Origin of the sequence: Micromonospora globispora (assembly GCF_003857015.1) — a bacterium.
GTDB classification, from domain to species: Bacteria; Actinomycetota; Actinomycetes; order Mycobacteriales; family Micromonosporaceae; genus Micromonospora; species Micromonospora globispora.
The window spans coordinates 1-5,435 of record NZ_QGGF01000107.1 but is presented as its reverse complement, the minus strand read 5'-3'; the positions used below and the strand labels follow the sequence as shown (position 1 = coordinate 5,435).

The 5,435-nt window shown below is 75.2% G+C and carries 6 protein-coding genes; 4 read left to right on the top strand and 2 right to left on the bottom strand.

Going from position 1 to position 5,435, the window contains the following annotated elements; genetic code table 11:
* The coding region (locus DKL51_RS03925) for a benzoate/H(+) symporter BenE family transporter (protein WP_124811731.1) at positions 1-845 on the bottom strand (845 nt) is incomplete at its 3' end.
* 59 nt (positions 846-904) lie between these two features.
* Here DKL51_RS03925 and DKL51_RS03920 point away from each other — a divergent pair.
* Complete coding sequence (locus DKL51_RS03920) at positions 905-1,465, top strand: helix-turn-helix domain-containing protein (RefSeq protein ID WP_109947676.1); 561 nt, start codon at positions 905-907, stop codon at positions 1,463-1,465.
* A 4-nt stretch (positions 1,466-1,469) separates the two neighbouring features.
* On the opposite strand, the gene DKL51_RS03915 is transcribed toward DKL51_RS03920, so the two are convergent.
* Complete coding sequence (locus DKL51_RS03915) at positions 1,470-2,504, bottom strand: AAA family ATPase (RefSeq protein WP_109947675.1); 1,035 nt, start codon at positions 2,502-2,504, stop codon at positions 1,470-1,472.
* A 63-nt stretch (positions 2,505-2,567) separates the two neighbouring features.
* Here DKL51_RS03915 and DKL51_RS03910 point away from each other — a divergent pair, with 63 nt between their 5' ends.
* From DKL51_RS03910 to DKL51_RS03900, 3 genes are read left to right on the top strand one after another with little or no spacing between them, the layout of a single operon-like run.
* Complete coding sequence (locus tag DKL51_RS03910; protein WP_109947674.1) at positions 2,568-3,287, top strand: PP2C family protein-serine/threonine phosphatase; 720 nt, start codon at positions 2,568-2,570, stop codon at positions 3,285-3,287.
* Between the two features lie 49 nt (positions 3,288-3,336).
* Positions 3,337-4,530: a GNAT family N-acetyltransferase gene (locus DKL51_RS03905; protein WP_109947673.1), complete on the top strand. Its 1,194-nt coding sequence runs from the start codon at positions 3,337-3,339 to the stop codon at positions 4,528-4,530.
* A gap of 39 nt (positions 4,531-4,569) precedes the next feature.
* Complete coding sequence (locus tag DKL51_RS03900; protein ID WP_109947672.1) at positions 4,570-5,319, top strand: ZIP family metal transporter; 750 nt, start codon at positions 4,570-4,572, stop codon at positions 5,317-5,319.
* The last annotated feature ends 116 nt before the right edge of the window (positions 5,320-5,435 follow it).

Below are 5,435 nucleotides of genomic sequence, written 5' to 3'. Positions count from 1 at the left end.
CGGTCGGGGTGGGCGTCCGGGCCGGCGGCGAGCGCGGCGGTGATCGCGGCCAGGTTGACCGCGTGCCCGCCGGCCGGCGCGCCGAGCGCGGTGGCCAGCCCGGTGACCCGGAGCGCGGAGCCCAGCGGCGCCTGGTAGCCGTAGCCGGCGAGCACCGCCGTCCCGGGGACGTTCTGCGCGGCCATGGTGACCAGGAAGAGCGGCAGCGCGAGGCCGACGACCGCGGAGACCGTCCACGCCGGCTCGGTGAGCACGACGGCCGGTGCCAGGTCCAGCCGATCCGGCCCGGACCCGGGCGTGGTCAGCGCGATCATCACCGCGGCCACGGCCAGCGCGGCCGGCACCGCCCAGCGACGGGCGAAGCGGTGCAGCACCAGCCAGGTGAGCACCACCGGACCGGCCAGCCGGGGCACCTCGATCAGCGCGCGCACCGGCGCGGTGCAGAGCGGCAGCAGCACCCCGGCGAGCATCGCGCTGGCGATCGGCGCCGGGATCGCGGCGACGGCCCGGCCGAGCGCGGGGACCAGTCCCGCGGCCACGATCAGCAGGCCGGCGACCAGGAACGCGCCGACCGCCGCCGGCCAGCCGCCGGGCACCGGGCCGGTCGCCACCAGCAGCGCCGCCCCCGGGGTGGACCAGGCGATCGCCATCGGCAGCCGGTGCCGCAGCCCGAGCCAGACCGCGCACAGGCCGGCCGCCACGCAGAGCACCAGCAGCCCCGACGCGGCCTGGGCGTCGCTCGCGCCGACCGCCCGCAGACCGGCCAGGACGACGGTGAACGAGCTGGCGAAGCCGACCAGGGCGGTCACGACGCCGGCCAGCACTGGTTGCAGTCGTCCCGCCATGCCACCCTCCCGTCCGACCGTTCCGTTTACGGAACAGCACGGTGTAGCACCATAGCCGCATGGCAACAGCCCCACCAGCCCGTGACCGGGTACCCGACGCCGGAGCCGGCGCGGTCGGACGCCGCGTCCGCGCGCTCCGCGAGGAGCGGCAGATGTCGCTCTCCACCCTCGCCCGGCTGGCCCGCGTCGGAAAGGCCACCCTCTCCGGCCTCGAGAACGGCACTCGCAACCCCACCCTGGAAACCCTCTACGCGGTCACCGCGCAGCTCGGCGTACCGCTCACCGCGGTCCTCTCCGGACCGGCCGAGACGCCCACCGTGCGGGGCGCGGCGGTGAGCGCCACCCTGCTCGAGGTCTTCACCGACAGCGACGCGACCTACGAGCTGTACCGGATGCGGGTCGCCCCCGGCCCGGAGCAGCTCTCCCCCGCGCACCAGCCCGGGGTCACCGAACACGTCACCGTCTTCACCGGCGTGCTGCGCGCCGGGCCGGTGGACGCGCCGCTGACCGCCGCCGCGGGCGGGCACCTGCGCTGGACCTCCGACGTGCCGCACAGCTACGCCGCCGTCGGCGACGAGGAGGTGCAGGCCAGCCTGCTGCTGCGCTACCCGCGACGCTGACCGGTCAGCCGACGGGCGGCGCGGAGACCGGCAGCCGGTGCCGCACGGCCCAGAGCGCCGCCTCGGTACGCGACGCCGACCCGGTCTTGCGCAGCAGGTTGGAGACGTGCACGGTGACCGTCCGCACCGAGATGCCGAGCGCCCGGGCGGCCTGCTTGTTCGACATCCCGGCGACCAGGCAGCCGAGCACCTCGATCTCCCGGCCGGTCAGCTCGGCGTCCGGCGGGACCGCCGGCCGGGGCACCGACAGCTCCAAGTGCTGCGGCAGCGGCTCGTGGAGCAGCCTCTCGGGGTCCGCCCCGGCGTGCACGGCGAGCAGTTCGGTCAGCGCGTACGGGTTGCCGCCGGTACGCCGCCAGACCGCCGCGACCACCGGCTCGGCGGGGCGGGTCCCGTCGTACACCTGGGTCAGCACCTCGGCCACCTCGGCGACGGTCAGCGGGGCGAGGTGCTGGCGCACCGCGCCGCGTACCCCGCAGAGGCGGGACAGCGCGCGGACCGCGAGGTCCGGCGCCACCGCGTCGGCCGGCGGCCGGCTCGCCACCACCAGCAGAGCCGGCAGCTCCGGCGTCGCCGCCAGCTCGCACAGCAGGTTGAGGCTGGCCGGGTCCAGGGCGTGCAGGTCCTCCACCACCAGCACCGCCGGGCCGGCGCCGACCAGCAGCCGGACCGTGCGGACGGCGAGCCGGAGCAGCGTGCCCGGGGCGTAGCGTTCGCGCGGCGCGGTGGGCTGCTGGGCCAGCCAGGCCAGCGCGTCGGGCGGCAGATCCAACCCGCCGGTGTCGCGGCCGCTGAGCACCGCCGCCAACCAGTCGTACGGGGCCGGGTCGTGCACCCGGGCCGCGCCCGTGAGGACCACCGCCGGACGCGGAGTGAAGCCCTCCAGAGCGGCCGCGACCAGCAGACTCTTACCCACCCCGGCGACACCGGTGATCACCGTGACGGTGGGTGCCGGCCGGCGTCCGATGGCCACGGTGGACCACGCCCGGTCGAGCTCGGCCAGCTCGCCGGCGCGCCCGACCATGGACACCGGCATCATTTCTGACACCCTACGCAGTAGTGCGTAGAGACGGCGGCAGGGTCTTCTTGGCAAGCTTGACCCATGACGCTGATCCTCCGCTCGGCCATCCTCAACGACGTCGGCCTCGTCCGGACCAACAACGAGGACTCCGCCCTCGCCGGTGACCGCCTGGTGGCCGTGGCCGACGGCATGGGCGGGCTCCCCGCCGGTGAGGTGGCGAGCGAGATCGTCATCCGCATCCTGGACGAGCTGGCCCCGCCGACCGATCCCGACGAGGCCGCCGACGCGCTGCGGGCGGTGGTGAGCACCGCCAACCAGCGCATCCGCGCCGCAATCACGGTGGATCCGGCCCGCGACGGCATGGGTACGACGCTGACCGCCGCCCTGCTCGCCGGCGACACCCTGGTCCTCGCCCAGGTCGGCGACTCCCGCTGCTACCTGCTGCGGGACGGCGAGCTGACCCAGCTCACCCGGGACGACACCTTCGTCCAGGCCCTGGTCGACCAGGGCGCCCTCTCCCCCGACCAGGCCCGGCACCACCCGCAGCGGTCGCTGGTCACCCGGGCGGTGCAGGGCTCGGACGCGCCGCCGGCCATCGGGACGCTGGCCGTCTTTCCCGGCGACCGGCTGCTGCTCTGCAGCGACGGCCTCTCCGACTACGTGGACGACCCGGCCATCACCTCGGCGCTCGCCACGTACGGCGACCGGCAGCAGTGCGGCGAGCAGCTGGTCAAGCTCGCGCATCAGGCCGGCGCGCCGGACAACGTCACCGTCGTGGTCTCCGACGTCACGGAGCTGTGAGCGGCCCAATCCGGTTGCGCGGGTTCCCGGCCCGGGTTGGGATGGTCAAATGCGCATCCGCCGGTTGGCCGCCGAGGAACGCCCCACCACCAGCTTCCCGCTCCAGGCGTACGCCTTCGAGGCGTCCCCGATGGCCCCGGGGCGGGTCGAGGAGTTCCGCGAGTACCTGCCGTACAACGCGGGCAACCTGAGCCTGGTCGTCGAGGAGGACGGCGAGACGGTGGCCGCCGCCTCGGCCATTCCGATGCGGCAGAACCTGCGCGGCCGGGTGCTGCCGATGGCCGGCGTGGCCGGGGTGGTCACCCATCCGCTGGCCCGCCGCCGCGGGCACGTCCGGGCGCTGCTGCACCAGGTCCTCGACGAGATGCGCGACGAGGGGCATCAGCTCACCGCGCTGCACCCGTTCCGCGCCTCGTTCTACGAGCGCTTCGGCTACGTCGGACTGCCCCGGCCGCGGACGGTCACGTTCTCCCCGGCCGACCTCGGCCCGCTGCTCCGCGCCGAACTGCCCGGCGAGGTCACCTGGGAGCGGATCGGCGCCGGCTACCCGACCTGGCGGGCCTTCACCGAGCGCTGCCTGCACGAGCGGCACGGCTTCGCGATCTTCCCGGACTTCCGGGCGGTCGGGCTGCGCGACCGCGACGACCGCTGGCTGCTCACCGCCACGATCGGCGGGAGCACCGCCGGCGCGGTCACCTACCGGATCGACGACCACGGCGGGGAACTGATCGCGGACGACCTGCTCGCCGCCGACCCGTACGCCCGGGCGCTGCTGCTCCAGTTCTTCGCCCGGCACGTCGACCAGGTCGAGCGGATCCGGATCCGGCTCCCCGCCGACGAACTGCCCGAACTCTGGCTCACCGACCTGGCGGTGCACGTCGAGGCGCGGGTGTCCCGGCCCGGCTCGCCCGCGCCGATGGCCCGACTGCTCTCCCTGGACGCGCTGACCGGGCTGCCGGCCGGGGCCGGTCGGGTCCGGGTCGAACTGGTCGGCGACCGCTGGCTGGCCGGTACGCACCTGCTCGACGGCGCCACCGGCCGGCTGGAACTGCTCCCCGCCGCCGCCGGGCCCGGCGTACCGACCGCGACGCTCACCGCCGCCGGGCTCTCCGCGCTCGCGTACGGGGTGCTGGACCCGGCCGACGTGGACATCCGCGGCCTCGGTGACGTACCGGCGGACGCGGCGGCCGAGCTGCGCCGCCTCCTCCCCCGCGAGCTGCCCTACCTCTTCGCCGACTTCTGACAGTTTCGGCTTCGCCCGGGCGGGGGTACGGTCCTGCGAGTGCCGGAATGGTTGGAAGCGGGGTTCTGGGGCCTGCTCGCCGGGTCCGCCCTGTTGATCGGGGCGGTCGTCGGATTCTTCGCGCGGGTTCCCCGCCGGATCATCGCCTCGATCATGGCGTTCGGCGCGGGGGTGCTGCTCAGTGCGGTCTCCTTCGAGCTGATCGCCGAGGCGCACGAGCAGGGCGGCCTGCTGCCGACCGCGATCGGGGCGGCCGCCGGTGCACTCACCTACACCGGGGCGAACATCCTGCTGGCCCGGCGCGGTGCCCGGCATCGCAAGCGCTCCGGGGAACAGCAGCCCTCCGAGCAGGAGCAGCCGGGCTCGGGTACGGCCATCGCGGTCGGGGCGCTGCTCGACGGCGTACCGGAGTCGGTGGTGATCGGCGCGAGCCTGCTCACCGGCGGCCCGGTCAGCCTGGTCACCGTGATCGCGGTCTTCCTGAGCAACGTGCCGGAGGGCCTGTCGAGCGCCGCCGGCATGCGGCAGGCGGGTCGCTCCAAGCGGTACGTCTTCCTGCTCTGGACGGCCATCGCCGTGGTCAGCGGCGCCGCCGCGCTGGCCGGCTACACGCTGCTCGGCGGCGCCCCGCCCGAGGTGCTGGCCACCATCACCGCGCTGGCGGCGGGCGCGATCCTCGCGATGATCACCGACACCATGGTCCCGGAGGCGTTCGAGGACGCCCACCTGCTGGTCGGCCTGATCACCGTCCTCGGCTTCCTGGTCGCCTTCGCCCTCTCCCATGCCTGACCTTTCCACCGTCCGCCATGCGGGGGCGCGTCCGTGGTCAGTAGGGGTTGCCGTGGCCGGGGGTGCGGCCCCTGAGGAGGCCGGCGGGACGGCCGGGGAGATCGGGGGCGCCGGAC